At 72.2% G+C, this 24,645-nt stretch carries 23 protein-coding genes; 12 read left to right on the top strand and 11 right to left on the bottom strand.

Going from position 1 to position 24,645, the window contains the following annotated elements:
• The first annotated feature begins 115 nt into the window (after positions 1-115).
• Positions 116-664: a GNAT family N-acetyltransferase gene (locus MQN93_RS19380; protein ID WP_308404349.1), complete on the top strand. Its 549-nt coding sequence runs from the start codon at positions 116-118 to the stop codon at positions 662-664.
• Between the two features lie 30 nt (positions 665-694).
• Here the strand turns inward: MQN93_RS19380 and MQN93_RS19375 are convergent, their stop codons facing one another.
• From MQN93_RS19375 to MQN93_RS19365, 3 genes are all read right to left on the bottom strand, one after another.
• Positions 695-970 (bottom strand): hypothetical protein, encoded by a 276-nt coding sequence (locus MQN93_RS19375; protein ID WP_242710494.1) that lies wholly within the window; start codon positions 968-970, stop codon positions 695-697.
• Positions 971-1,045: 75 nt separating this feature from the next.
• The gene (locus MQN93_RS19370) at positions 1,046-2,617 is read right to left on the bottom strand and encodes a glycerol-3-phosphate dehydrogenase/oxidase (protein WP_242710493.1); all 1,572 of its coding nucleotides are present in this window, start codon (positions 2,615-2,617) and stop codon (positions 1,046-1,048) included.
• Positions 2,614-3,249, bottom strand: a complete 636-nt coding sequence (locus tag MQN93_RS19365) for a TetR/AcrR family transcriptional regulator (RefSeq protein ID WP_242710492.1) — start codon at positions 3,247-3,249, stop codon at positions 2,614-2,616. The genes MQN93_RS19370 and MQN93_RS19365 overlap by 4 nt, the downstream gene beginning before the upstream one ends.
• Before the next feature lie 81 nt (positions 3,250-3,330).
• On the opposite strand from MQN93_RS19365, the gene MQN93_RS19360 reads away from it, so the two are divergent.
• Positions 3,331-4,929: an FAD-binding oxidoreductase gene (locus MQN93_RS19360; protein ID WP_242710526.1), complete on the top strand. Its 1,599-nt coding sequence runs from the start codon at positions 3,331-3,333 to the stop codon at positions 4,927-4,929.
• 80 nt (positions 4,930-5,009) lie between these two features.
• Entirely contained in the window at positions 5,010-5,891 is an 882-nt protein-coding gene (locus tag MQN93_RS19355) for a YegS/Rv2252/BmrU family lipid kinase (RefSeq protein WP_242710491.1), read from the top strand.
• Between the two features lie 33 nt (positions 5,892-5,924).
• On the opposite strand, the gene mgrA is transcribed toward MQN93_RS19355, so the two are convergent.
• A complete protein-coding gene (gene mgrA, locus MQN93_RS19350; RefSeq protein WP_242710490.1) occupies positions 5,925-6,968 on the bottom strand; it encodes an L-glyceraldehyde 3-phosphate reductase in 1,044 nt (347 codons plus the stop codon).
• A gap of 130 nt (positions 6,969-7,098) precedes the next feature.
• On the opposite strand from mgrA, the gene MQN93_RS19345 reads away from it, so the two are divergent.
• From MQN93_RS19345 to MQN93_RS19335, 3 genes are all read left to right on the top strand, one after another.
• Positions 7,099-7,551: a flavodoxin family protein gene (locus tag MQN93_RS19345; protein ID WP_242710489.1), complete on the top strand. Its 453-nt coding sequence runs from the start codon at positions 7,099-7,101 to the stop codon at positions 7,549-7,551.
• 135 nt (positions 7,552-7,686) lie between these two features.
• Positions 7,687-8,643, top strand: coding sequence for a LysR family transcriptional regulator (locus MQN93_RS19340; RefSeq protein WP_242710488.1), 957 nt, complete (start codon positions 7,687-7,689; stop codon positions 8,641-8,643).
• Between the two features lie 136 nt (positions 8,644-8,779).
• The gene (locus MQN93_RS19335; RefSeq protein ID WP_016430580.1) at positions 8,780-9,253 is read left to right on the top strand and encodes a carboxymuconolactone decarboxylase family protein; all 474 of its coding nucleotides are present in this window, start codon (positions 8,780-8,782) and stop codon (positions 9,251-9,253) included.
• A 56-nt stretch (positions 9,254-9,309) separates the two neighbouring features.
• Here the strand turns inward: MQN93_RS19335 and MQN93_RS19330 are convergent, their stop codons facing one another.
• The 7 genes from MQN93_RS19330 to MQN93_RS19300 are packed head-to-tail and all read right to left on the bottom strand — an operon-like array spanning position 9,310 to position 16,786.
• Positions 9,310-10,530 (bottom strand): vWA domain-containing protein, encoded by a 1,221-nt coding sequence (locus MQN93_RS19330; protein ID WP_242710487.1) that lies wholly within the window; start codon positions 10,528-10,530, stop codon positions 9,310-9,312.
• Positions 10,527-11,228 carry an SRPBCC family protein gene (locus MQN93_RS19325; RefSeq protein ID WP_242710486.1) on the bottom strand — a complete coding sequence of 234 codons (702 nt, stop codon included), beginning with the start codon at positions 11,226-11,228 and terminating at the stop codon, positions 10,527-10,529. The genes MQN93_RS19330 and MQN93_RS19325 overlap by 4 nt, the downstream gene beginning before the upstream one ends.
• Positions 11,225-12,118: an AAA family ATPase gene (locus MQN93_RS19320; protein WP_016430577.1), complete on the bottom strand. Its 894-nt coding sequence runs from the start codon at positions 12,116-12,118 to the stop codon at positions 11,225-11,227. Before MQN93_RS19320 ends, MQN93_RS19325 begins: the two co-directional genes overlap by 4 nt.
• A gap of 3 nt (positions 12,119-12,121) precedes the next feature.
• Complete coding sequence (locus MQN93_RS19315) at positions 12,122-13,000, bottom strand: XdhC family protein (RefSeq protein WP_016430576.1); 879 nt, start codon at positions 12,998-13,000, stop codon at positions 12,122-12,124.
• Positions 13,001-13,011: 11 nt separating this feature from the next.
• Positions 13,012-15,411, bottom strand: a complete 2,400-nt coding sequence (locus MQN93_RS19310) for an aerobic carbon-monoxide dehydrogenase large subunit (RefSeq protein WP_242710485.1) — start codon at positions 15,409-15,411, stop codon at positions 13,012-13,014.
• Positions 15,408-15,911, bottom strand: a complete 504-nt coding sequence (locus tag MQN93_RS19305) for a (2Fe-2S)-binding protein (protein WP_308404348.1) — start codon at positions 15,909-15,911, stop codon at positions 15,408-15,410. The genes MQN93_RS19310 and MQN93_RS19305 overlap by 4 nt, the downstream gene beginning before the upstream one ends.
• Complete coding sequence (locus MQN93_RS19300; protein WP_242710484.1) at positions 15,908-16,786, bottom strand: FAD binding domain-containing protein; 879 nt, start codon at positions 16,784-16,786, stop codon at positions 15,908-15,910. The genes MQN93_RS19305 and MQN93_RS19300 overlap by 4 nt, the downstream gene beginning before the upstream one ends.
• Positions 16,787-17,116: 330 nt before the next feature.
• Between MQN93_RS19300 and MQN93_RS19295 the strand changes: the two genes are divergently transcribed.
• The 6 genes from MQN93_RS19295 to MQN93_RS19270 all read left to right on the top strand — a co-directional run bounded on the left by MQN93_RS19295 (position 17,117) and on the right by MQN93_RS19270 (position 24,633).
• The gene (locus MQN93_RS19295) at positions 17,117-17,602 is read left to right on the top strand and encodes a DUF485 domain-containing protein (RefSeq protein ID WP_278190911.1); all 486 of its coding nucleotides are present in this window, start codon (positions 17,117-17,119) and stop codon (positions 17,600-17,602) included.
• Positions 17,596-19,188: a solute symporter family protein gene (locus MQN93_RS19290; RefSeq protein ID WP_242710482.1), complete on the top strand. Its 1,593-nt coding sequence runs from the start codon at positions 17,596-17,598 to the stop codon at positions 19,186-19,188. Before MQN93_RS19295 ends, MQN93_RS19290 begins: the two co-directional genes overlap by 7 nt.
• 507 nt (positions 19,189-19,695) lie before the next feature.
• The gene (locus tag MQN93_RS19285) at positions 19,696-20,898 is read left to right on the top strand and encodes a serine hydrolase domain-containing protein (protein ID WP_242710525.1); all 1,203 of its coding nucleotides are present in this window, start codon (positions 19,696-19,698) and stop codon (positions 20,896-20,898) included.
• Positions 20,899-20,979: 81 nt separating this feature from the next.
• Positions 20,980-22,620 carry a phosphoglucomutase (alpha-D-glucose-1,6-bisphosphate-dependent) gene (pgm, locus tag MQN93_RS19280; protein WP_242710481.1) on the top strand — a complete coding sequence of 547 codons (1,641 nt, stop codon included), beginning with the start codon at positions 20,980-20,982 and terminating at the stop codon, positions 22,618-22,620.
• Between the two features lie 136 nt (positions 22,621-22,756).
• Positions 22,757-23,587 (top strand): PP2C family protein-serine/threonine phosphatase, encoded by an 831-nt coding sequence (locus tag MQN93_RS19275; RefSeq protein WP_016430567.1) that lies wholly within the window; start codon positions 22,757-22,759, stop codon positions 23,585-23,587.
• A gap of 50 nt (positions 23,588-23,637) precedes the next feature.
• Positions 23,638-24,633: an MASE1 domain-containing protein gene (locus MQN93_RS19270; protein ID WP_242710480.1), complete on the top strand. Its 996-nt coding sequence runs from the start codon at positions 23,638-23,640 to the stop codon at positions 24,631-24,633.
• The last annotated feature ends 12 nt before the right edge of the window (positions 24,634-24,645 follow it).

Raw genomic sequence — 24,645 nt, 5'->3', positions numbered from 1 at the left:
GCCGGTGTCCTTCGCGCCGGCCGGGGGCGTGAGCGTGGTGGTCTCCCCGGAATCCGGGCTCTGCCCGGCCGGATGGGTCGGGGTCGTGACTCTCGGCGGATCGGCGATTGCGACCGTGCCCAGTGAGAGAACCGCCGTGATCGTGCGCCAGGCGCTGGCGAGCCTGCCGGTGCAGGCCGTCGCGGACGACGTGCTGGTCCGCCAGGTGCTGTCGGTCGCCCGTGTCCTCGGACCGGCCACCCTTTCGTACGTGTCCCGGGACGGCTTCCGCCCGGCGGAGGACGGCCCCTGGACGGTGGTGCAACGGCCCGCCTCCCACCCGGAGCTCCGGGCCCTGGAAAAGACGGCCGGTCAGGCGGATGCCGACGAGGCCGCGCTGGACGAGATCACGTCACCCGCTTTCGTGGTACGTGCGCGGGGACGGATCGTCGCTGCCGCCGGCTACCGGACCTGGCCGTGCGGAACAGCCCACGTCGGCGTGCTGACGGCACCGCAGGAACGTGGACGGGGGCTGGCCCGCGTCACGGGCTCGGCGGCGGCCGCGCACGCTCTCGACGCCGGTCTGCTGCCGCAGTGGCGGGCACGGCTGCCCGCGTCCCGGCGTGTTGCGGACGCCCTGGGCTTCGTGGAGCTCGGCCGCCAACTCAGCGTCGAGCTGTCGTAGGGGAGGGCACGCGGTGCCGCGCCGCAAAGCTCAGCGCGCCGGATGCTTCACCACCTCCCGCACAGTGGCCTCCACCTCGTTGCGGGGCTTTCCCGACTCCCTGGCGTACTCGTTGAGCGAGGTGCGGGCCTCGCGGGCGAGGTCGCGCCAGGCGCGCAGGGCGGTTTCGTACGTGTCGGTCTGGCGTCCGGTCCAGCCGCCCGGCTGGGAGGGCGGGCCGTACGAGTGGCGCAGTTGATCGACCCGGTGGTGTGCCTGCTCGGCCGCGCGCTGCTTCTCCACCAGCTCGTCGAAGGTATGTGTCACGCAAATGGAGCATAGGGGGATTTGTGGTGGTTTGCGAGGCGAGCCGGCCGTCCACGGTCCGCGGGGGACCGGCGCTCAGCCCTGCCGCGCGGTGGCCCCCTCCAGCAGCTCGCGCACCGTCTCCAGGGCCGCGGCGCGGTCCGCGGGGACCAGGCCGATGCGGGTCCTGCGGTCGAGTACGTCGGCCTCGTCGAGAGCGCCCTCGTGGCGCATCGACCACAGCAGTTCGGCGACGGTGACGGGATGCCCCGGCAGGACCCTCTCGCCGAGGCGGGGGTCGTGCTCGGCGAGCGCGAGGACGGCGGGGGCCTCGGTGCCGTAGCGCAAGACGAGGTGGCGCGGCGCGCCCAGTGCGTCGAGGGCCCGCGGGGATGCCGCCCCGACGAGCGGGAGAGCTGCGGTCGGGGACGGGCCCGCGGTGAGGCGGCGGGCCGCGACGGCGGCGTCCACCGCGTCCTCGGCCATGCGCCGGTACGTGGTGAGCTTGCCGCCGACCACGGTGATCACACCCTCGGACGAGGTCAGCACCGCGTGCCGCCGTGAGATGTCGGCGGTCCTGGCTCCGGCGCCGCGACGGTCCGTGGTGTCGAGCAGCGGGCGCAGCCCCGCGAAGGCGCCGACGACGTCCTCGCGCCGCACCGGGAGGCTCAGCACCGAGCCGAGGACGTCCAGCAGGAACCCGATGTCCGTCTCGGGCACCTCCGGCACATCGGGGATGTCGCCGTCGACGGGCTCGTCGGTGAGGCCGACGTAGACCCGGCCGTCGCCCTGCGGCAGGACGAGGACGAAGCGGTTGGTCTCCCCGGGGACCGGGATGTGCAGACCGGCGGGCAGCGGGCCGAGGTCGTCGGAGCGCAGGATCAGATGTGTGCCGCGCGAGGGGCGGATGCGGATGCCGTCCACCAGGCCGCCCGCCCAGACGCCGGAGGCGTTGATGACCGCGCGGGCCCGGATCTCGCCCTCCTCGCCGGTGAGTTCGTCCCGGACCCGGGCGCCCGTGCCGGTGAGCTCCAGCGCCCGTACCCGGGTGAGGACGCGCGCGCCGTGTGCCGCCGCGGTGCGGGCGACGGCGGTCACCAGACGGGCGTCGTCGACGAGCCGGCCGTCCCAGGACAGCAGTCCGCCGCGCAGTCCGCCGGTGCGCAGGGCCGGAGCGAGATGCCGGGTCTCCATCGCGGACAGGCGCCGCGGTGCGGGCAGCGTGGCCCTGGCCGTGCGGGCCGCCACCCGCAGGGCGTCACCGGCCCGGAAACCGGCCCAGGCGAGTGCCCCCTGCCCGCGGGACACCAGCGGCGTCAGGGGCAGGACGAACGGCTGCGCGCGGACCAGGTGCGGCGCCGTGCGCTCCATCAGCGTGCCCCGCTCGACCGCGCTCTCGTGCGCGACGTCGAACTGACCGGAGGCCAGATAGCGCAGCCCGCCGTGGATCAGCTTGCTGCTCCAGCGTGAGGTGCCGAACGCCAGGTCGTGCGCGTCGATGGCGATCACGCTCAGGCCCCGGGCCGCCGCGTCGAGAGCGGCTCCGGCGCCGGTGGCGCCGAGCCCGACGACGAGGACGTCCACCGCGGGACCGCCCACGGACTCGGTCAGCTCGCGCGAGCGCCGGGCCGTGGACAGGGACGAGCCGGGAGCAGGGTGGTGGCTCATGGGGTGAGGGTCCTCTCCAGGATGGAGCGCAGCTCGGTGAGGAAGGCCGCGGAGTTCAGTTCCGCGTCCTCCTCGTCGGTCATCGTCCGCAGGGACAGGGTGAAGGACTGCACGATCAGCAGCACGGAGCGGGCCTGGCGCTCGGGATGCCCGGCCCGGACCGAGCCGTCGGCGTGGCCCTCCTTCAGGCTCTCGGCGAGCAGCTCCAGCAGCGCGTTCTGGCTCGCGCCCCGCCGGTCGAGCACATAGGGGAGCAGCAGCTCGGGGTCGACGTCCACGATCTTGCGGAAGAGCGGATGGGCGCGGAAGGAGTCGACCCCGGCCACGAGCCCGTCCACGAGCAGCCTGCGTGCGTGCGCCCCCTCACGGCGCTCCGGTATCGCCCGCGTGGCCACGTCGATCCACTCGCGGGTCATCAGATCGCCGACCAGGGTGCGCACGTCGGGCCAGCGCCGGTACAGCGTCATCCGGGAGACGCCCGCGCGGCGGGCCACGTCGGTGAGTGTCGTACGGCGGACCCCGACGGCCAGGACGCAGTCCCGGACCGCGTCGAGCACCGCGTCGTTGGCGGAACTGCCGCCCGAACCGTTCCCCGAGCCGTTGCCCGAGCTGTTGTGACGAATAGGCGCCATGTGTCACAGTGTAACGCCTCGGCGCCCCCGGGCGTCGACGGGAGAGAGAATCGCTCGAATCGACCGGTGAGGACGACAGTCATGGACATGCTGTGGAGCGGCTGGGGCGACCCGGCCAAGGCGGCACCGCTGCCGGACACGGTGATCGGGCTGTTGCGCGATCTGCTCGGCGTCAAGCCACGCAGCGCCGAACCGGTCGGCCTCGCGGACATCGCCGTACCCGAAGGGCAGTTGGAGCCCGCCGCGCACCGCGCCCTCGTGGCCGCCGTCGGCGGCGAGGAGTTCGTGCGCACGGACGCCGAGTCCCGGATCCGGCACACCCGCGGCAAGTCCACCCCCGACCTGCTGCGCATCCGGGAGGGCGACACCCTCGACACCCCGGCGGCCGTCCTGCTCCCCGCCGGTCACGACGAGGTCCTTGCCGTCCTGCGGGTCTGCGCCCAACACCGGCTCGCCGTGGTCCCGTTCGGCGGCGGCACCTCCGTCGTCGGCGGTCTGGCACCCGGACGACGCGGCCCGTTCGTCGCCCTGGACCTGCGGCGCATGGACGGCCTGCTCGCCCTCGACCCCGTCTCGCGCACCGCCACCCTGCAACCCGGCCTGCGCGCCCCCGAGGCCGAGGCGCTGCTCGCCGAACACGGCTTCACCCTCGGCCACTTCCCCCAGTCCTACGAGTGGGCCACCATCGGCGGGTTCGCCGCCACCCGCTCCAGCGGCCAGGCGTCCGCCGGCTACGGCCGCTTCGACGAGATGGTCCTCGGCCTCACCCTCGCCACCCCCGAGGGCACCATCGACACCGGCCGCGCCCCGCGCTCGGCCGCCGGACCCGACCTGCGTCAGCTGTTCCTCGGCTCGGAGGGTGCGTTCGGCGTCATCACGTCCGTGACGGTCCGCATCCGCCCGGTCCCCGAGGTCCGCCGCTACGAGGGCTGGCGGTTCGCCTCGTTCGAGGAGGGCGCCGCGGCGCTGCGCCGGCTCGCGCAGGACGGTCCGCGCCCGACGGTGCTGCGCCTGTCCGACGAGACCGAGACCCTGATCGGCCTCGCACAGCCCGACGCCATTGGCGCCTCCGACGCTCCAACGGCCGTCGGCTGCACGGCCATTGCCGGTTACGAAGGCACGCAGGAGGACACCTCCCACCGACAGGAGCGCGCCGCGGCCGTGCTGCGCGCGTGCGGTGGCGCACCCCTGGGCGAGGAGCCGGGCGAACGCTGGGCGCACGGCCGCTACTCGGCGCCGTATCTGCGCGACGCCCTGCTGGACGCGGGCGCCTTCGCCGAGACGCTGGAGACGGCCACGTTCTGGTCCCGCGTTCCGGAGCTCTACGCGGCCGTGCGCGACGCGCTCACCGCCACCCTCACCGAGGCCGGCACCCCACCCCTGGTCATGTGCCATGTCTCGCACGTCTACGAGAACGGCGCCTCCCTGTACTTCACCGTGGTCTCGGCCCAGGGCGAAAACCCCGTCGCGCACTGGGCGCGGGCCAAGCACGCCGCCAACGAGGCGATCCTCGCCGCGGGCGGCACCATCACCCACCACCACGCCGTGGGCACCGACCACCGCGACTGGTACGTCCGCGAGGTCGGTCCACTGGCCGTGGAGGCGCTGCGCGCAGTCAAGCGACGGCTGGACCCCGACGGACTGCTCAACCCCGGCATCCTGCTGCCCCTCGACGACTGACCGGGACCGCGTCCCGGCCACCGACCGCCATCTCGTCCCCCGTCCCGCACAACCGGCACGTCCGCCCCGGAGGCACATTGATGCGACAGTTCACCGCCGTCGTCAACCCCACCGCGGGCGGGTCGAGTTCGGCCGCCGCGCTGCTCGCCGTGGCCCGGCTGCTGCGCGAGGCGGGTGCCGAGCTGCAGACCGAGTACAGCCGCAGCCTGGCCCATGCCCAGGAACTCGCCCGGCAGGCGGGGCAGCAGGGCCGGATCGTGCTCGCCGTCGGCGGGGACGGCATCGCGGGTGGCATCGGCGGTGCCCTCAGCGGCACCGGTGCCACCCTCGGCCTGGTCCCCGCAGGCCGCGGCAACGACTTCGCCCGCGCCCTCGAACTCCCCACGGAACCGGAGGAGCTGGCGAAGGTCCTGCTCCACAACGATCCCCGCGCCGTCGACACCATCGAGGTCGAGTCGGCCACCCATGAGCGCACCGTCGTCCTCGGCAGCGTGTACGCCGGTGTCGACGCCCTGGCCAACCGCCACGCCAACCACGCGAAACTGCTGCGCGGTTCGGCCTCCTACTACGCCGGCGGACTGCGCGCCGTCACCACCTGGCGCCCCGCCCGCTATCGCGTCACGGTCGACGGCGAGGAACACCTGCACGTCGGATACACCGTGGTGGCCGCCAACTCCGGCTACTACGGCTCCGGCCGGCTCATCGCCCCGGACGCCCGCGTAGACGACGGACTGCTGGACGTGGTGATGATCAGCGAGGCGCCCCGGCGGCTCTTCTTCGCCATGATGAACGAGCTCAAGACCGGCACCCACGTCCGGCGGCCGCAGGTGCGCGTCCTGCGCGGCCGGGAGATCGCCATCTCCGCCGACCGTGATGTGCCCTACGGCGCCGACGGAGAGGTCGACGCCGTCCTGCCCGTCACGGTCAGGGTCCTGCCCGGGGCGCTGCGCGTGCTGTGCTGAGCGCCCGGCCCGCCCCGGGCGTGAGCCTCGGCTTCAGCCGAGGTTGCCCAGCCGGGCGTCCCGCCACAGGTCGACGCCGCCGTCGGTGGCGTACTTGTCGATCTCGGCCAGTTCCTCGGCGCTGAAGTCGAGGTTCTCCAGCGCGGCGACGTTCTGCTCCAGCTGCTCGGTGCGCGAGGCACCGATGACGAGCGAGGTGACCCGCTCGTCGCGCAGGGCCCAGGCCAGCGCCATCTGGGCGAGCGTCTGCCCGCGCCGGGCCGCGACGTCGTTCAGCGCGCGCAGCCGGCCGAGCATGTCGTCGGTGAGCCACGACCGGTCGAACGACGTGCCCGCCGCGGCCCGCGAACCCTCCGGAACACCGTCCAGATAGCGCCCGGTCAGCAGGCCCTGGGCGAGCGCCGTGAAGCCGATGACCCCGAAGCCCTCCTCCTGGGCGACGTCCAGGAGGCCCTCCGTCTCGATCCAGCGGTTGAGCATGCTGTACGACGGCTGGTGGATCAGCAGCGGGGTACCCAGGTCCCGCAGGATCGCGACCGCCTCACGGCTGCGCTCGGCGTCGTAGGAGGAGATGCCGACGTAGAGGGCCTTGCCCTGGCGCACGGCCGTGTCGAGCGCGCCCATCGTCTCCTCCAGCGGAGTCGTCGCGTCGAGCCGGTGCGAGTAGAAGATGTCGACGTAGTCCAGGCCCATGCGCGTGAGCGACTGGTCGAGCGAGGCGAGCACGTACTTGCGGGAGCCGCCGCCCTGGCCGTACGGGCCGGGCCACATGTCCCAGCCGGCCTTCGTGGAGATGACCAGCTCGTCGCGGTACGGCCCGAGGTCCTGCTTCATCAGACGGCCGAAGTTGATCTCGGCGGAGCCGTAGGGCGGGCCGTAGTTGTTCGCCAGGTCGTGATGGGTAATCCCGAGGTCGAACGCGCGCAGGGCGATCTCGCGCTGCGTCTCGAAGGGCCGGTCGTCGCCGAAGTTGTGCCAGTAGCCGAGGGAGAGAAGAGGCAGATCGAGACCGGAGCGGCCGGTCCGCCGGTAGCGCATGGTGCCGTCGTAGCGCTCGGGATGTGCGAGGTGGGTCATGCGTTTCATGCTGCTCGCGCACGATTCTGAAGTCCAACAACTACTCTTCATCGGATTCAGAGGTGTCGCTTCTGAATCCAACCCGAATCGGACACGAGTCCCGTCCGGCGCCTCCACTAGGGTGCCGAGTGTGCCCACCTTGCTGATCGTGCATCACACACCCTCGCCGAACTGCCAGGCCATGCTGGAGGCCGTGGTCTCCGGCGCGACCGCACCCGAGATCGAGAACGTCGACGTCGTACGGCGTCCGGCGCTCGCGGCCACGGCGTCCGACGTGCTCGCCGCCGACGCCTGCCTGCTGGGCACCCCGGCCAACATCGGCTACATGTCCGGGGCCCTGAAGCACTTCTTCGACCAGATCTACTACCCGTGCCTGGACGCCACCCAGGGCAGGCCCTTCGGGTTCTACGTCCACGGCGGCAGCGATGTGACGGGCGCGGTGCGGGGGATCGAGACGATCACGACCGGCCTCGGCTGGCGCGCCGCCGCGAAGCCCGTCACGGTGACGGGCGAGCCCTCCAGGTCCGATCTGGAGGCGTGCTGGGAACTCGGCGCGACGCTCGCCGCCGGATTGCTGGACTGAGCCCGAACAGACCTGCCCCAGCCACCACTTGAGCCCCGCGGGCCCCGCACGACAGTGGCCTCCGGGGAACTGGTGCGCTAATTTGAGGTGCAGGTCACAGGCGATGTGCACCCGTGGAGAGCGGGGAGGTTCTCGTTGACCCCGTCACAACTGCGGGCCTATTCGGCGACCGTGCGCCTCGGGTCGGTGAAGGCAGCGGCGGCCGACCTCGCCGTGACCGAGGCCGCCGTCTCGATGCACATCGCGCATCTGCGCAAGGAACTCGGCGACCGGCTGTTCACCCGCACCGCACACGGCCTGGCGTTCACGCCCGGAGGGCTCCGGCTCGCCAGCCGCGCGACCGAGATGCTGGGCCTGCAGGACCGCACCATCCTCGAGGTACGGCGGGCGGGCTCGGGCCGCCGGCTGCTGCGGGTGGCCGCCTCCAGCCTGTTCGCCGAGCACGCGGCGCCCGGCCTCATCGAGCTGTTCGCGCAGCGCGCCGCCGACCTGGACGTCGAACTGAGCGTGCACGACCCGGAGCGGTTCGCCGTGCTGCTCGTCAACCGCGCGGTGGACGTGGCGGTGGGACCGCGGCCCGCCACCCTCGACGACACGATGAGCTGCACCCCCTTCCTCAACTACCAGGTGATCGCGGTCGTCGGCCCCGACCATCCGCTCGCCGCGGGCGGCGTCGGGGTCGCGGAGCTGCGCGGGCAGACCTGGCTGCTCGGTCCCTCCGCCGTCGGCCGCACCGGCCTCGTCCCCTCGGTGCTGCGCCGGCTGAGCGTGCCCGAGCACAACCAGCGCATCTTCCAGAGCCATGCCGCCGCCCTGGACGAGGCCAAGCGCGGCAAGGGGATCGCCCTCGCGGTGGCCTTCGCCGTGGCGAAGGACCTGTCCGACGGGCATCTGCGCCGGCTCGACGGCCCTCATCTGCCGGTCCGCGGTTCCTGGAACCTGCTTTCCCTGCACGACCGGGAGGCGCCCCCGGTCGCGGCGGAACTGCGCCGCTTCGTCACCACGCCCCGGGCCACCCAGGCCATGCTGCGGGGCACGGGAGTGACCGCGGGACGGTTCCGGCCCGCCATCCACGTGACGTTGTGGAGCTGAGCTCTTGGTCTTGGAGCTGCGAGGCTCTCGCTGCGGGTCCGCAAGAGACGCAGGTCACATCGGTGCCCGTCACATCTCGCCGGACCGTGCCGTCAAGGAGGTGTACCCACCGGACCACGGCACACGGGAGTGCACCATGGAAGCTCGGATGAACCTCTTCGAGAACGCCACCACGGGCAAGCTGTTCAAGCACATCAACGCGGCGGGCAAGGTCGTGACGGACTCGACGCTGCCGACCGCCACGGCAGAGCTGGTGAGGCTGCGCGCCAGCCAGATCAACGGCTGTGGATTCTGCACCGACATGCACACCAAGGACGCCCTCGCCGCGGGCGAGGACCCGCAGCGCCTGCACATGGTGGCGGCCTGGCGTGAGGCCAAGGTGTTCACCGACGCGGAGCGCGCCGCGCTGGAGCTGGCCGAGCAGGGCACCCGGATCGCGGACGCGGCCGGTGGCGTGACGGACGAGGCGTGGGCGAACGCGGCCAAGCACTTCGACGAGGACCAGCTCGGCGCCCTCGTGGCCACCATCGCGCTGATCAACCTGTACAACCGCTTCAACGTCATCGTCCAGCAGCCGGCCGGTGACTACCAGCCCGGCATGTTCGGCTGACGCCCGCGCCCGCCACGGCAAGCGACGGCCGGGGCATCCTCCTCGCCCCGGGCCGTTCAGCCGCGGCGGGCGTACCGGGCCACCTCGCCCGGCACCCGCAGCAGATCCGCGAAGCTGTCCGCGGGCAACAGCACGTCCACGTACGGAAGAGCCGCCGTCATCGTCGTCGTACGCGGGACGAACCCCGGGCTCGCGGCGCGCGGGTTCAGCCAGATCACCATGTGCGCACGGCGCCGCAGCCGGGCCATGACGGCGGCCAGCCGCTCCGGCGGATCGCCGTCCCAGCCGTCCGAACCGATCAGGACGACCGCGCCCCGCACCGTGCCGCCGTGGTGCGAGGCGAGCAGCGTGGACAGACAGTGCGCGATGCGCGTACCGCCGAACCGGTCCGCGACCCGCTCCGTCGCCTCGCTCAGCGCCGACTCGGCCGAACGCCGGCCGAGGGTCGTGGTCAGCCGGGTCAGCGAGGTCGCGAAGGCGAAGACCTCGGCGTGCGTGGTCAGCGCCAGCGCCCGCATCAGATGCAGATAGGCCATCGCCTGCGCCTGCATGGACCGGCTCACGTCGCACAGCACCACCACCCGGCGGGGCCGGTGCACGGGTCCGGTGCGCACCAGATGGACCGGGTCCCAGCCGGTACGCCGCGCCCGGGCCGCCGTCTCGCGGATCGCCACCCGGGGGCCGCCCGGCCGCACCGCGTACCGGCGCGAGCGCCGCACGGGCCACTCCCGCAGCCCCCGCTCCAGCCACCGGCCGAGCAACTGCGCCTGTTCGGCGTCGAGTTGCTCGAACGGCGTGTCCAGGGCCCCGGCGAGATCGCTGGGCAGACGCTGCGGCACCGACAGCGTGACGTCGTCGCGGTGCTCGGCGTCCGCGACGGGCGGCAGGGTCACCCACGGCAGACCGCCCCGGTCGGCCGACGCTCCCGAGACGTCGTACGGATCGAGCGGCGCCGGCGACCGGGTGCCGCCCCCGCGCGGGTCCGAACGCCCGCTGTTGCGGCGGGCGTTCGGGTCGACGGACAGCAGTGCCTCACCGAAGACCGCGTCGAAGACCTCGTCGAACCGCGCCAGGTCGGGCCTGCGGCGGACGAGGGTGACACGCGCCGACCAGTACAGCGCCGTCCGGGACAGGGGCGGTACGGCGACGAGCGCACGCACGAAGTCCTGGGCCGCCGTCAGCCCCACTGCCACCCCTCGCTGCCTGAGCCGGGTGGCGAACGCGACGGCGAAGGCGGCCCGGTCGACGGCCGGCAGCAGCGGCCTGGGCCGGGTCACAGGGTCAGCAGGAGGACCACGGCGGCGACGACCACGACGACCACGACCAGCGCGGGGACCAGCCTCCGGTACACGGACCCGCCGGCCAGCCGCACCAGGTCGAGCGGTTCGTCCGACGGCGCCTCCATCCGCTGGAACGCCTCCTCCCGCCGCGGGGACGGGGCTGCCGACGGGACCACGGACGGAGCTGCGGGCGGCTGCGGTTCGGCGACGGCCTGCGGCGCACCCTCCGGCTCGGGCACGGCGGTCGGTTGCTCAGCCAGCAGCCGGGTCTCCACGTTCTCGACGAACTGTGCGAACAGCTTCTGAGAGATCTCCTTGATCATGCCGCTGCCGAACTGGGCCAGCCTGCCGCTGATGTTGAGGTCCGTGCTGACCGTCACCACCGTGCCCGCGCCCTCGGGGCGCAGCCGGGCGTGGATCGTCGCGGAGGCGTTCCCGGCGCCGCGCGTGTCCTTCCCGGCCGCGCTGATGACGGCGATCCGGGCGTCCTCGTCCAGCTTCACGAAGCGCGCCTTACCCGCGAACTGGCTGATGACGGGGCCCACTTTGACCTTCACGCGTCCCTTGTAGGTGTCGCCCTCCACCCCGGTGAGCTGGGCGCCGGGCAGACACGGGGCCAGGCCTTCCAGATCCGTGAGGGTCCGCCACACGCGCTCGACGGGTACCTCGACACCGAACTCCTGGTCGATCTTCATGGTCTCCTCGCCTGTTCGGGACAACCGAGCTCATCGAGGGCTCCGGTGATGGCCATGCGGTCGTCGGGGCTCTTGGCGACCGCGCTGAGGGTGCTGACGACATCGGAGCGCGTCAGCCGTGCCACGCGCAGCGCGGCCAGCGCCGACACCCAGTCGATCGCCTCCGCCATCCCGGGCGCCTTGTCCAGGTCCAGCCGGCGCACACTGCCGATGAACTGCGTCGCCGAGGCGATCAGCGGCTCGTTCGCGGCCGGGACCGAGCGGTGCAGGATCTGCGCGGTGCGCTCGGGGGAGGGGAAGTCGATCCAGTGGTAGAGGCAGCGGCGGCGCAGCGCGTCGTGCAGCTCGCGGCTGCGGTTGGAGGTGAGCAGGACGACGGGCGGGCGTACGGCGGCGAACGTGCCCAACTCCGGTACGGTGATGGACCATTCGCCGAGGAACTCGAAGAGCAGCGCCTCGAACTCGTCGTCCGCCCGGTCTATCTCGTCGATCAGCAGCACGGGCGGCAGCGGTCCCGTGTGCCGCACCGCCCGCAGCAGCGGCCGGTCGTGCAGGAACTCCTCGGTGAACACATCGGCGTCGGCGAGCCGGCCGCCGCGCGCCTCGGTGAGCCGGATGGCGAGAAGCTGGCGCTGGTGGTTCCACTCGTACAGGGCCTCGCCCGGGGTGAGTCCCTCGTAGCACTGCAGCCGGATCAGCGGGGTGTCCAGTGCCTGGGCGAGCGCCTTGGCGAGGCTGGTCTTGCCGACGCCGGGCTCGCCCTCCACCAGCAGCGGCCGGTCCAGCACGGTGGCCAGATAGAGGGCGGTCGCGGTGCCCTCGTCGACCAAGTGGCCGACCGCGTCCAGCCGCTGCCGTACCTCGTCCGCGTCACCGAAGAGCTCGCTCACGCCCTAGCCCACCAGCCCCGCGGCGAACCGGTCCCGGCAGCCCGTGCCGCAGAACCACAACTCGCCGTCGTCCGTGGTGAGATGAGGCGTGCCCGGCGTCACGGTCACGGTCATCCCGCACACGGGGTCCACGGCCTCGACGGGCGGTGCGGGCGGGGGCATCGGCGGCCTCGCCCGTACGGCCTCCACGACCTCCGCCAGGATCGACAGCGCGATCTCGGGTGCGGTGCGGGCGCCGATGTCGAGGCCGGCGGGGGAGTGGACGCGGGCCTTCTCCCTTTCGTCCAGGCCGAGTTCGTCGAACAGGGCGGAGCCGCGCCTGCGGCTGGCGACGAGCGCGATGTACGGCACGTCCGCGTCGAGGGCGGCGCGCACCGACTCCGCGTCGCCGTGCCCCTGTCCCGCCACGACGACGGCCGCCGTGTGCTCGGCGGGACGGCCGCCCGGCAGCGACCGGGCGGTGGCGTAGCCCAGCACCTGGGCCAGGGTGAGGAACGCCTCGGCGATCGGCGTGTCACCGGCGACCTCGACGAGGGGCGGCGGCAGGACGGGCTCCAGGAAGATCTCCAACGCGCCGCCCGACAGACAGGGGTTGACCACGACCTGCGCCCCCGGTGCGTCCGGGAACGCGTCCTCGCCCGCGGGCAGCACCCGCAGCAGCAGCGGTCCGCCGCCGTGCAGGGCGCCCAGTGCGGCCGTACGCACCGAACCCTCCGCGCACTGGCCGCCCACGAATCCGTCGATCGTGCCGTCGCCGTGGACGATGGCCTCGTCGCCCGGATGCGCAGAGGCAGGCGCCTGCGCACGCACCACGCGCGCGTGCACGAACGGCACCCGCCGCCGGGCGAGTTCGAGCGCTCGGGCGCTCACCGTGCCGGTCATCGCGTCCACCTTCAGATCGGCGGTGTGGGCCGGCCCTGCATGGCCTCCCACACCCGGGACGGAGTGAGCGGCATGTCGGCGTGCCGGACACCGAACGGCTTCAGCGCGTCGACCACGGCGTTGACGATCGCCGGCGGTGAGCCGACCGTCGCGGACTCGCCGACGCCCTTGGCGCCGATGGGATGGTGCGGGGACGGCGTGACCGTGAACCCGGTCTCCCAGTCGGGGACTTCGAGCGAGGTCGGGATGAGGTAGTCCATCAGCGACCCGCTCAGGCAGTTGCCGTCCTCGTCGAAGGCGATCATCTCCATCAGCGCCATGCCGACGCCGTCGGTGAGCCCGCCGTGCACCTGGCCCTCGATGATCATCGGGTTGATCCGGGTGCCGCAGTCGTCGACCGCGACGAAGCGGCGGACGGTGACCTTCGCGGTGCCCGGGTCGATGTCGACGACGCAGATGTAGGCGCCGTGCGGATAGGTGAGGTTCTCCGGGTTGTAGCAGATCTGCGCCTCCAGGCCGCCCTCCACCCCGTCGGGCAGATCGCCCGCGCCGTGCGCGCGCATCGCGATGTCCTGGATGGTCACCGAGGCCTTGGGATCGCCCGCCACCTGGAAGGAGCCCTTCTCCCACTCCAGGTCGGCGACGGACACCTCCAGCATCGAGGAGGCGATCAGCCGGGCCTTGTCGCGGACCTTGCGGGCGACCAGCGCCGCCGCCGCACCCGAGACGGGCGTGGAACGGCTGCCGTAGGTGCCGAGCCCGAAGGGTGTCTGGTCGGTGTCGCCGTGAACGACCTCGATGTCCTGCGGCGGGATGCCGAGTTCCTCGGCGACGATCTGCGCGAACGTCGTCTCGTGGCCCTGTCCCTGGGACTGCACCGACAGCCGTACGACCGCCTTGCCGGTGGGATGCACCCGCAGCTCGCAGCCGTCCGCCATGCCGAGGCCGAGGATGTCCATGTCCTTGCGCGGACCCGCGCCGACCGCCTCGGTGAAGAACGACACCCCGATGCCCATGAGTTCACCGCGGGCCCGCTTCTCGGCCTGCTCGGCACGCAGTTCGGCGTAGCCGGCCAGCTGCGTCGCCAGCTCCATGGTGGGGGCGTAGTTGCCGGAGTCGTAGACCCAGCCGGTCTTGGTGCGGTACGGAAACTGCTCGGGCCGGATGAGGTTCTGCATCCTCAACTCGACCGGGTCCATGCCGAGTTCGTACGCGAGACAGTCCACGATCCGCTCGATCAGGTACACCGCCTCGGTGATCCGGAACGAGCAGGCGTACGCCACCCCGCCCGGCGCCTTGTTGGTGTAGGCGGCCGTCATCCTGCAGTACGCGGCCTCTATGTCGTAGCTGCCGGTGAAGACACCGAAGAAGCCCGCCGGGTACTTCACGGGCGCGGCCGTGCCGTTGAACGCGCCGTGGTCGGCGAGGACATGGGTGCGCACGGCGAGGATCTTCCCCTCGCGGGTCGCGGCGATCTCGCCGCGCATGATGTAGTCGCGCGCGAACCCGGTGGTGATGAGGTTCTCCGAGCGGTCCTCCATCCACTTCACCGGCTTGCCGGTGAGCAGGGAGCCGACGATCGCGCACACGTAACCGGGGTAGATCGGGACCTTGTTGCCGAAGCCGCCGCCGATGTCGGGGGAGACGACCCGGATCTTGTGCTCGGGCAGCCCGGCGACGATCGCGTACAGGGTGCGGTGGGCGTGCGGGGCCTGCGTGGTCGACCACAGGGTGAGCTTGCCGTCGACGGCGTCGTAGTCTGCGACCGCGCCGCACGTCTCCATCGGCGCCGGGTGCACCCGCGGATAGACGATGTCCTCCTTGACCACGACGTCCGCGCGGGCGAAGACGGCGTCGGTCTCGACGGCGTCGCCGGTCTCCCAGTCGAAGCAGTGGTTGTCCCGCTTGCCCTCCAGGTCGTCACGGATGACCGGCGCGTCCGGGGCGAGCGCGGTGCGCACGTCGATCACCGGGTCGAGCGGCTCGTACTCGACGTCGATCAACTCCAGGGCGTCGCGCGCCGCGTAGCGGTCCTCGGCGACGACGAAGGCGACCTCCTGGCCCTGGAAGCGGACCTTGTCGGTGGCGAGGACGGCCTGCACGTCGCCCGAGAGCGTCGGCATCCAGGCCAGGCCCTTCTCCGCGAGCATCGCGCCGGTCACCACCAGGCGGACCTTCGGGTGCGCCTCGGCGAGGCTGGTGTCGACGGACACCAGGCGCGCATGGGCGAGCGGCGAGCGCAGGATCGCCAGGTGCAGCATGCCGGGGAGCTGCAGGTCGTCGACGTAGCGGCCCCTGCCGCGGACGAAGCGCGGGTCCTCCTTGCGCAGCATCCGCCCGTGACCGCAGGGTTTCTGGTCGTTGTCGACGAAGGCGGTGCGGTGCCCGTCGGCGGGGACGGTCGTGGTCATGATGCGCTCGCCTCCGTGGCCGTCGTACGGGTGCCGGCCTCCTCGGCCGCCGCCCAGCGGATGGAGCGGACGATGGTGGCGTAGCCGGTGCAGCGGCAGATCTGCCCGGAGATCGCCTCGCGGATCTCCTGCTCGGACGGGTCGGGGTTGCGGTCCAGCAGGGCACGCGCGGTCATCATCATCCCCGGGGTGCAGAAGCCGCACTGCAGACCGTGGCACTCGACGAACCCCTTCTGCACGGCGTCGAGTTCGCCGTCTTTCTCCATGCCCTCCACGGTGCGCACCTCGTGGCCGCCCGCCATCGCGGCCAGCACGGTGCAGGACTTGACGGGCTCGCCGTCCAGCCAGACCACGCACGTACCGCAGTTGCTGGTGTCGCAGCCCCAGTGCGTTCCGGTCAACCGCAGGTGGTCGCGCAGGAAGTGCACGAGCAGCAGCCTGCCCTCGATCTCCCGGCTGACCTCTTCGCCGTTGACGTTCATGGTGACCTGCACGTTCACGCCTCCTGTCGGCCGGCCCGGGCGACCGCCCGGCGCAGTACCCGCACGGTCAGCTCCCGCGCCAGATGGCGCTTGTACTCCGCGCTGCCGCGCCGGTCGGTCGCCGGCGAGCAGGCCTCGGCCGCGATGTCCCCGGCCCGCGCGTACAGCTCCTCGCCCGGTGGACGGCCGCGCATGACGTCGGCGATGCCCGGGATGCCGGCGGTGTTGGGGCCGACCGCGGCGAGCCCCACCCGGGCGTCGGTGATCGACCCGCCGTCGAGCCATACGGCCGCGCCCGCCGAGACGACGGCCCAGTCACCGGCGCGCCGCTCGACCTTCTCGTAGGCGCTCGACCCGCCCGGACGGACCGGGAAGCGCACCTCGGTCAGCATCTCCGCGTCGCCGACCGCCGTTTCGTACGGTCCCTGGTGGAAGTCCTCCATGGGGACGACCCGTTCACCGTCGAGCCCCTGGACGACACAGGACGCGCCGAGCGTCGTGCACACCGCGGACAGGTCCTCGGAGGGGTCGGCCTGGCACAGCGAGCCGCCGAGGGTGCCGCGGTTGCGGACCACGGGGTCGGCGATGACGCGCTCGGCGTCGCGGAAGATCGGGAAGGCCGCGGCCAGTTCGTCGGATTCCAGCAGCTCACGGTGGCGGGTCATGGCCCCGATGCGGATCAGGCCCGGTTCGACGCGGATGTAGCCGAGCTGGTCGTGCAGCTCGTTGATGTCGATCAGGTACTCGAAGTTGGCCAGCCTGAGCTTCATCATCGGGATCAGGCTGTGGCCGCCGGCCACCAGCCGTGCCGTGTCGCCGAGCCGGTCCAGGAGTGCGATCGCCTCGTCGACACTGTGCACCCGCTGGTACTCGAACGGTGCGGGAACCTGCATGTCACACCCCCCTGTCAGGGCCCATTGCGCGCTCGCCGCCCAGGGGTGTCAACGGTTGGTTAACCGTTCACTTAAGTCGCGGACCTGGTATGGACTATTACCGAACACCGCGTCCGCCGTCGGAAATTCACTCATCCGTGCGGTTGATAGTTCAATGGGGGCGCTGCAATACTCCGGTCTTCCGGTCCGCCCCACCCCCTGGCGGGCCGAAGGAATCGGGAAATCGGCCTTTCCGGATTCACGAGCCCCCCACAATGTCCGCACGGGAATGACCTCGGTATTCATCGGGGCATGTGTGCGGCACCAGGAATGCGGAGAAGGTGTGCCGACATGAATGTCGAGCAGACAAGACGACGCGTGATATCCGAAAGCAATGAATTCAGGCTGCTGCGCCGCGCGCACCGGCGCTCCGGAGTCCGGATGACGTTACTCGCCGTCGGCGGGTTCCTGCTGTACGTCCTGCTCTCGGGTTTTGCCCCCGGTCTCATGAACACCCCACTCGGCGGTCATCTCACACTCGGACTCGCCCTCGGCCTCGGGCAGTTCGCGATCATGGCGGTGATCGCACGACGGCGGCTCGTGCACCTGCGGACGCACGCCGATCCGCGGGCGCGCGGCTTTCGCACCCGGTTCGTCCGCCGCCACCCCTACGGGCCGGACGAACCGGCCTGGCACCCCGACCGGCCACCCGCACCGGCCCGACGCCCCGTCTCCCACCGCGCCGGAGGGTTCCGCGCATCCGGAGGGTTCCGCGCATCCGGAGGGTCCCGCACGTCCGGAGGGTCCCGTGCGTCCGGAGGGTTCCGCACATGGTGACGACCGCCGTCGTCGTCGCGGACCGGGTCAGTCTGCAGCTGACGTTCCTGCTCTTCCTCGGCGTGGTCGTCGTCACCCTGTTCAGCGTGCTGCTGACCGCGCCCCACCGCGACGAGATCGACGAGTTCTACCTCGGCAACCGCACCATGACGCCCCTGCGCAACGGCCTTGCGATGTGCGGCGACTACGTCTCCGTCGCCACCCTGCTGGGCAGCACCGGCCTGGTCGCCCTCACCGGATACGACGGCCTGCTCTACCTCTGCGGCACCGCGGTGGCCTGGATGATGGTCCTGCTGCTGATCGCCGAACCCCTGCGCAACGCGGGCAGGTTCACCCTCGGCGACACCGTGGCCCTGCGCATGCCGGCCCGGCAGCGGTCGGTCCGGCTCGCCGTGTCCCTGTGCACGCTCGCCGTCGCCACCCTCTACCTCGTGGCCCAACTCGTCGGCAGCGTGGCCCTGCTGACCCAGTTCACCGGCGAACCCAGCGCGGCCACCAAGACGTTGTGCGTCGTCGTCATCGGCACGATCGTCATCGTGTACGCCGCGCTCGGCGGCATGCCCGGCGCCACCTTCATCCAGATCGTCAAGGCCGTGATGCTCGTCGCCGGGGTCGGCGTGACCGCCGTGATGGTGCTGCACCGCTACCACTGGAACATCGGCGCCCTGCTCACCGCGGCGGCCGACCACAGCGGCATGGGCACCCGATTCCTCGAACCCGGCCTCCGCTACGGCGCCGGCACCACCAGCACACTGGACTTCTTCAGCCTGCAACTGGCGATCGTGCTGGGCCTCGCCGCACTCCCGCACGTCATGATGCGGCTGCTCGCCCCGCGTTCGAGCAGCGTCCTGCGGACCTCGGTGGTGTGGGCGATCGGCCTGGTCGGCTTCGTCTGCCTGGCGGCGGGCGTCCTCGGCCTCGGCGCCACCGCCGTCGTCGGACGGGAGACGATCGCGCGGACGGACCACACGGGAGACGCGGCCGTCCTGCTGCTCGCACACGCCCTCGGCGGCGGCCTCCTCACGGCCCTGCTGTCCTGTCTGGCCTTCGTCACCCTGCTCGCCGTCGCGGCCGGACTCACCCTCGCCGCGGCCTCCTCGCTCGCCCACGACCTCTACGGCGAGGTCATCCGCAAGGGACGGGCCGACCAGAGCGAGGAACTCCTCGTCGCCCGGCTCGCCGCCGCCGTCATCGGCGTCCTCGGCATGCTGCTCGCCCTCGTCTCCTGGGGCGCCAACAGCGCCACCCTGGCCTTCCTCGCCTTCGCGATCGCGGCCTCCGCCCTGCTGCCGACCCTCGTCTACACCCTGTTCTGGCGGCGCTTCACCGCGACGGGAGCCCTTCTCAGCCTCTGCGGCGGCCTGCTGTGCTCGATACTCCTGGTCGTCTTCTCACCCGTCGTCTCCTCCACCCCGAACTCGCTCTACCCGTCAGCTGATTTCGCCTGGTTCCCACTCCAGAACCCCGGCATCGTCTCCATTCCGGCCGGATTCCTCCTCGGTTGGCTCGGGACGGTCCTCAGCCGGCCCGAAGTCCCCGGGGTCTACGAGGACTTCGAGATCCGCGCGCTGGTCGGTGCCGAGTGACGACGGGTCCCGGAACGGATCACCGCGCCGCCCCGGACCTCGCGGAGCGCATCACCGCGAAAGCGGCGCCCGTCCACTCCGCCCGCTCCCTGTCCCCGGCCGGGGCGGGCACCAGCTGAAGGCGGGGTGCCTCGCGTCTCGGGGCGTCGTCCGCCGCCGTCCGAGAGGGTGCGAGGAGGCTGAGGCGGCGCCAGTGCGGGCAGCCGCAGCCCAGCGGGCCACCGGCGACGAGAAGGGCATGGAGCACAGCGCGTCACCTCCTGCACGCCCTCGGGCTGTTTCCTTCATGCTCGGCCGACGGGCCCCGACGGTCGTCGTACAGGGGAAGCGGGTTGTCGCTACTTCCGCCGCACCGGGCGGCTACTGCGCCGGGAGTAGCGCGCGGCGGCCGTACGGCGACGCCTGCCGGGGGTTCGGGCATTGGGCCGGATGCAGCAGCCCGGAGAGACCGGCGCCGGGCGCGGGGAAAGGCTGGGCCAGCAACTCCGGCCAGCCACGGGAGACATGATGCCCCTTCGATTCGCCCCGGCCCACCCGCGCCCGCGTGGTGCGCGGTGGAGCCGCCTGCGCGCGACCTGCGTGATCGCACTCTGCATGACGGCGCTCTGCCAGGCCCCCACCCGCGCGGCCACCGCCGCTCCCCAGCCGCGCGACGCCGACCTGCTGCAGCAGATCGAGCAGCTCGTGCAGTCCCCCGGCGGGCCGCCCGGCGTCATCGCCGTGCTGCGCAGGGACGGACGCGCACGCGTCGTACGGGCGGGCGTCGCGGACCTCACCACCGGGCGGCCACCGGGCATCCGCGACCACATGCGCATCGCCAGCACCGCGAAGGCCTTCAGCGGCGCGGTGGCGCTCAGCCTGGTCGACCGGCACGCGCTGCGCCTGGACGACACGCTCGGCCGGCGACTGCCGGGCCTGCCCGCGGCCTGGCACCGGGTGACGCTGCGGCAGCTGCTCAACCACACCAGCGGGCTGCCGGACTACACGGAGAGCGCCGAGTTCCGGAGCATCCTCGCGGCCGACCCGCACCACCGCTTCGACTCCCGCAGGCTCCTCGACTTCGTCGCCGACCGGCCCCTCGAATTCCCCCCGGGCAGCCGGTACCACTACTCCAACTCCGACAACATCGCCGTGGCCCTGATGGCCGAGGCGGCGACCGGAACCCCGTACGAACAACTCCTGCGCACCCTCGTGTACCGACCCCTGGGCCTGCGCAGCACGAGCCTGCCCCAGGGCTACCGCATCCCCGAGCCCTACCTGCACGGCTACGACACGACGACCTCGCCCCCGCAGGACGTCAGCGAAGTCCTCGGCGCCTCCGGCTCCTGGGCGTCGGGCGGCATCATCTCCACGCCCGCCGACATGACCCGCTTCATCCGCGGCTACGCGGGCGGCGCGCTCTACGGCGGAGACGTCGTGCGCGAGCAGCGGCGCTGGATCGCCGGCGCGTCCGAACCCGCGGGCCCCGGCGAGAACATGGCGGGCCTCGCCCTCTTCCGCTACGCCACCCGGTGCGGCGTCGTGCTCGGGCACACCGGCAACTTCCCCGGCTACACCCAGCTGATCGCCGCCACCCCGGACGGCCGCCGGTCCCTGACCTTCTCCGTCACCTCGCAGATCAACGCGTCCGTGAACCCGGAGCTGCTGAGCCGGCTGCGGGCCGTTCAGGAGAACTTCGTCTGCGCGCTCCTCGGGCGCCCCGGGCACTGACCCGCTCTCCCGTTCCTCCACCGTGACGAGGGAAGATGGGGCGGCAAGCGTTCAGGTCAACCGATGTGGAGGAGCGGGCACATGCAGCACGAGCGAGCGGGCCGCCCGGCCGGCCCCGAGGATCTCGTCGACGTCGCCCGGCTGGTCACCGCGTACTACGCGCTGCACCCGGACCCGGCCGACCCCGGGCAGCGGGTGGCGTTCGGCACGTCAGGACACCGCGGATCGTCACTGGCGACCGCGTTCAACGACGACCACATCGCCGCGACCAGCCAGGCGATCTGTGAGTACCGGGCCCGGCAGGGCACCGACGGCCCGCTCTTCCTCGGCGCCGACACCCATGCCCTGTCCGAGCCCGCCCGGGTGACCGCTCTGGAGGTGTTCGCGGCCAACGAGGTGACCGTGCTCATCGACAGCGCGGACGGCTACACGCCCACACCCGCCGTCTCGCACGCGATCCTCACCCACAACCGGGGCCGCACCTCCGGGCTCGCGGACGGTGTGGTGGTCACCCCCTCGCACAACCCGCCCGCCGACGGCGGCTTCAAGTACAACCCGCCGAGCGGCGGCCCGGCCGCCTCCGACGCCACCTCCTGGATCCAGGACCGCGCCAACGAGATCATCGCGAGCGGCCTGAAGGACGTACGCCGCGTCCCCTTCGCCCGGGCGCTCGCCGCCGAGACCACCCGCCGCCACGACTACCTCGGGGCCTACGTCGCCGATCTGCCGAACGTGCTGGACCTGGACGCGGTCCGCTCGGCCGGCGTCCGGATCGGCGCCGACCCGCTGGGCGGGGCCTCGGTGGCGTACTGGGGCCGTATCGCCGAACAGCACCGGCTCGACCTGACCGTGGTCAACCCGCTCGCCGACCCCACCTGGCGGTTCATGACGCTCGACTGGGACGGCAAGATCCGCATGGACTGCTCGTCGCCGTACGCGATGGCCTCCCTGATCGAGCAGCGCGACCGCTTCCAGGTCGCCACCGGCAACGACGCGGACGCCGACCGGCACGGCATCGTCACCCCGGACGCCGGGCTGATGAACCCCAACCACTATCTGGCCACGGCCATCTCCTACCTGTACGCGCACCGCACGGAGTGGCCCGCCGACGCCGGCATCGGCAAGACCCTGGTGTCGTCCGGCATGATCGACCGCGTCGCGTCCGACCTCGGGCGGCGGCTGGTCGAGGTGCCCGTCGGGTTCAAGTGGTTCGTGGACGGCCTGGTCGACGGCTCCATCGGCTTCGGCGGCGAGGAGTCGGCCGGGGCGTCCTTCCTGCGCCGGGACGGCTCGGTGTGGACCACGGACAAGGACGGCATCATCCTCGCGCTGCTCGCCTCCGAGATCATCGCGGTCACCGGCAAGACACCGTCGGAGCACTACGCCGCCCTGACCGCCCGCTTCGGTGAGCCCGCCTACGCGCGCATCGACGCCCCCGCGACCCGCGAGGAGAAGGCGCTGCTCGCCAAGCTCTCGCCCGCGCAGGTCACCGCGGACACCCTGGCCGGAGAAGCGGTCACCGGGGTGCTGACCGAGGCACCGGGCAACGGCGCGCCCATCGGCGGCATCAAGGTGAGCACCGAGAACGCCTGGTTCGCGGCCCGCCCCTCGGGCACCGAGGACGTGTACAAGATCTACGCCGAGTCCTTCCGTGGCGCCGACCATCTGCGGCAGGTGCAGGACGAGGCCAGGGACGTGGTGAACGCGGCCCTCGGCGGCTGATGGGCGGCAGACCGGCGCCTGACCGGCGGCTGACCGACGGTCTGCTCTGCGTGATATGTCGTTATCATCTCCTTAGTCCCTAATCAGGGGTTTTGCGCAGAGGGGGCCGTGGCCCACGGCCCCGCCGGAGTGATCCATGTCCCTCGAGCGTCCGACAGAGGACGGTGACGAGCTGCTCGCCAGACTCGGGTCGCTGACCGCCCAGGCACGCGAGCTCGCGGAGATGCAGCGCTCCCGGGTCGAGCTGGCCCTCGCACTGCAGCGCGGCATGCTGCCCCGGGACCTGCCGCACGCGAGCCGCTTCCATGTCGCCGTCCGCTATGTGCCGGCCTGCCACGGCCTCAACGTGGGCGGCGACTGGTACGACGCCTTCGCGATGCCCGACGGCCGTGTCGGACTGTCCATCGGCGACGTGCAGGGCCACAACATCGAGGCGGCCGCCTTCATGGGCCAGGTCCGGGTCGGCCTGCGGGCGCTCGCCTCCGTCACCGGCGACCCCGGCGAACTCCTCTCCCGGACCAACGACCTGCTGCTGACCCTCGGCACCGACCTCTTCGCCACCTGCACCTTCATGCGCCTCGACCCGTCCACGGGGGTGCTGGAGAGCGCACGCGCCGGGCACATCCCGCACATCTGGGCCACGGCCGACGGAAAGTCCGGCATCGCCGAGGACGAGGGCGGGCCGCCCCTCGGCATCCAGGAGGGCATGCAGTACCCGGTGACCCGCTACCGGCTCACCACGGGCGGCGTCTTCGTGCTGCTCACCGACGGCGTCGTGGAAGGGCCCTCGCTGCACGTCGACGAAGGGCTCGACCAGGTCGTGCGGCTCGCCGGCGTCGCCGCGGTCGCCGGCATGGACGCGGACGCGCTCGCGGCCGGCGTGATGCGCATCGCGGAGCGCGTCGGCCACGAGGACGACGCGGCCGTGCTGGTGGTCGGCCACGACCGGATCGACGTCCGGCCGTAGGCCCGTTGCCGCCACGCCTCGCCTCGCTGACCGGGCCGCGGCGGTGTCTGATGGCAGCTGTGGTGGCTCTCCAGGACCTGCGGCGGCCGGCCGTCTACGCCCTCCAGACGCTGGCCGTCGCCGCCTGCTACTACGCCGCCGGGCGGCTCGGACTGCTGCGCCGGCTCGTCGTCGAGGACGCGGTGGTCACACCCATTTGGCCGCCCACGGGCGTGGCCGTCGCCTGTCTGCTCCTGTTCGGGCTGCGCACCTGGCCGGGCATCGCGCTCGGCGCCCTCTCCGTCGTCCTGTCCATCAGCTCCGTGCAGCTAGCCGTGGTCGGCACCCTGGTGGGCAACACGGCCGCCCCCGTCTGCGCGTACTACATGCTGCGCAAGGTGGGCTTCCGCACCGACCTCGCCCGGCTGCGCGACGGTGTGGCCCTGGTGTTCCTGGGGGCCCTGACGGCCACGCTGGTCAGTGCCACCGCGGGAGCCGGACTCCTCGTGCTCACCGGCAAGCTGGCCTTGGACGCCTTCTGGCTCGTCTGGTCGGCCTGGTGGGCCGGTGACGCGATGGGCGTCCTGATCGTCACCCCGGTTCTGCTGGTGCTCCACGGGGCCCGGCGCCAACTGCGCGCGCCGCGGTGGAAGGAGGCCCTGGCGCTGACCGTCGTGGCCTGCGTCGTCGTCCCCTTCGCCACCCACAGCGATTTGAGCATGCTGTTCCTCGTCTACCCGCTGCTGATCTGGGCGGCGCTGCGGTTCCAGCTGGCGGGCAGCATGCTGTGCGCCCTGTTCGCCTCCGTGATGGCCACGGTCGCGGCGACGGACCCGGTCGGGCCGTTCGAGCGGCTGACCCACATCCAGGTGATGATCCAGCTTCAGGCCTTCAACGGAGGGATGGCTTTGACCGCGCTGCTGCTGTCCGCGCTGATCACCGAGCAGCTCCACACCAGACGCTCGGTGGAACAGGCCTGCCAGGAACTGGTCGAGGTCCTGGAACACCTCACCGCGGGGGAGACCCCGCCGGACCGGCCGCCGACGAGCGCGGACGACCGCCTGTGACACCGCCGGGCG

It is taken from the genome of Streptomyces spinosisporus, assembly GCF_022698145.1.
Taxonomy (GTDB): Bacteria; Actinomycetota; Actinomycetes; order Streptomycetales; family Streptomycetaceae; genus Streptomyces; species Streptomyces spinosisporus.
The sequence above is the reverse complement of the archived record's forward strand: the minus strand, read 5'-3'. Positions and strand labels throughout refer to the sequence as shown.

What these genes read in the sequence shown, in the direction of transcription:
- MQN93_RS19370 (WP_242710493.1), bottom strand. Translation starts at nt 2,617, where the DNA reads ATGAGCCACCACCCTGCTCCCGGCTCGTCCCTGTCCACGGCCCGGCGC.
- MQN93_RS19365 (WP_242710492.1), bottom strand. Translation starts at nt 3,249, where the DNA reads ATGGCGCCTATTCGTCACAACAGCTCGGGCAACGGCTCGGGGAACGGT.
- MQN93_RS19360 (WP_242710526.1), top strand. Translation starts at nt 3,331, where the DNA reads ATGGACATGCTGTGGAGCGGCTGGGGCGACCCGGCCAAGGCGGCACCG.
- MQN93_RS19355 (WP_242710491.1), top strand. Translation starts at nt 5,010, where the DNA reads ATGCGACAGTTCACCGCCGTCGTCAACCCCACCGCGGGCGGGTCGAGT.
- mgrA (WP_242710490.1), bottom strand. Translation starts at nt 6,968, where the DNA reads ATGACCCACCTCGCACATCCCGAGCGCTACGACGGCACCATGCGCTAC.
- MQN93_RS19335 (WP_016430580.1), top strand. Translation starts at nt 8,780, where the DNA reads ATGGAAGCTCGGATGAACCTCTTCGAGAACGCCACCACGGGCAAGCTG.
- MQN93_RS19325 (WP_242710486.1), bottom strand. Translation starts at nt 11,228, where the DNA reads ATGAAGATCGACCAGGAGTTCGGTGTCGAGGTACCCGTCGAGCGCGTG.
- MQN93_RS19315 (WP_016430576.1), bottom strand. Translation starts at nt 13,000, where the DNA reads ATGACCGGCACGGTGAGCGCCCGAGCGCTCGAACTCGCCCGGCGGCGG.
- MQN93_RS19310 (WP_242710485.1), bottom strand. Translation starts at nt 15,411, where the DNA reads ATGACCACGACCGTCCCCGCCGACGGGCACCGCACCGCCTTCGTCGAC.
- MQN93_RS19300 (WP_242710484.1), bottom strand. Translation starts at nt 16,786, where the DNA reads ATGCAGGTTCCCGCACCGTTCGAGTACCAGCGGGTGCACAGTGTCGAC.
- MQN93_RS19295 (WP_278190911.1), top strand. Translation starts at nt 17,117, where the DNA reads ATGAATGTCGAGCAGACAAGACGACGCGTGATATCCGAAAGCAATGAA.
- MQN93_RS19290 (WP_242710482.1), top strand. Translation starts at nt 17,596, where the DNA reads ATGGTGACGACCGCCGTCGTCGTCGCGGACCGGGTCAGTCTGCAGCTG.
- MQN93_RS19285 (WP_242710525.1), top strand. Translation starts at nt 19,696, where the DNA reads ATGCCCCTTCGATTCGCCCCGGCCCACCCGCGCCCGCGTGGTGCGCGG.
- pgm (WP_242710481.1), top strand. Translation starts at nt 20,980, where the DNA reads ATGCAGCACGAGCGAGCGGGCCGCCCGGCCGGCCCCGAGGATCTCGTC.
- MQN93_RS19275 (WP_016430567.1), top strand. Translation starts at nt 22,757, where the DNA reads ATGTCCCTCGAGCGTCCGACAGAGGACGGTGACGAGCTGCTCGCCAGA.
- MQN93_RS19270 (WP_242710480.1), top strand. Translation starts at nt 23,638, where the DNA reads ATGGCAGCTGTGGTGGCTCTCCAGGACCTGCGGCGGCCGGCCGTCTAC.